The organism is Blautia sp. AF14-40 (assembly GCF_003479665.1).
Classification (GTDB): domain Bacteria; phylum Bacillota; class Clostridia; order Lachnospirales; family Lachnospiraceae; genus Fusicatenibacter; species Fusicatenibacter saccharivorans.
This window is the reverse complement of the sequence record NZ_QUHK01000115.1, coordinates 1-844: the sequence shown is the minus strand read 5'-3', so window position 1 is coordinate 844 and position 844 is coordinate 1. Positions and strand designations below refer to the sequence as shown.

Below are 844 nucleotides of genomic sequence, written 5' to 3'. Positions count from 1 at the left end.
CAGTTGTTGAATGGCATGTCAAGAGCAGGCGGTTTTCCGCCTGTCTTGATCGTCGGTTTACTCGTTATTCTGGAAGACGACCTTCGTACATAATACTCAGTTCGCCATATACCTGCGCCCAGTTTCGAATCGTACTGGTCCATTTTTTCGTAGCCTCAAAAGTGGCCAGGTACAGCGCTTTTAAAAGGGCCGTATCGCTTGGGAATACGCTTCTCTGCCGATTCAGCTTCCGGTAGGTGGAATTCAGGGATTCAATCGCATTGGTGGTATAAATCACCGTTCTGACCGTCGTTGAAAACTTGAAAATTGGAGAGATGGCATCCCAGTTATCCTTCCAGCGTTTCATGGAATTCGGATATTTGGGAGACCATTTTTCAGTTACACGATCTAAGGCTGCCAGCGCTTTCTTTTCATCTGCGGCCTGATAAATGGTCTTCAGATCCGCTGCAAATGCTTTTCTGTCCTTGTCAGGGACATATTTCAGTGTGTTTCTTACCTGGTGTACGATACAGCGCTGATACTCGGTTTTTGGAAAAGCAGCAGCGATTGCTTCTTTGATGCCGGTTAAACCATCTGCACAGATGATTAATACATCTTTGACACCCCGGTTTTTCAGTTCGTTCATAACGGAAAGCCAGTATTTTGCGCTTTCGTTGTCGCCAACGCTGATGGTCAGAACCTCTTTCTTTCCTTCCGTGTTGATTCCAAGAATCACGTAAGCTGCAAGCTTTCGGATCACACCATTATCTCTTACGGAATAGTGAATTGCGTCAATGTAGAGAATGGGATAGACTTCGTCCAACGGCCGGTTCTGCCAGTCTTCGATCTGTGGCAGGATCTTATC

1 protein-coding gene is annotated in these 844 nt (G+C 46.2%); it reads right to left on the bottom strand.

The window, feature by feature from the left end; translation table 11 throughout:
• Window positions 1–64: 64 nt before the first annotated feature.
• The coding region (locus DWW13_RS18580) for an IS256 family transposase (protein WP_118720842.1) at window positions 65–844 on the bottom strand (780 nt) is incomplete at its 5' end.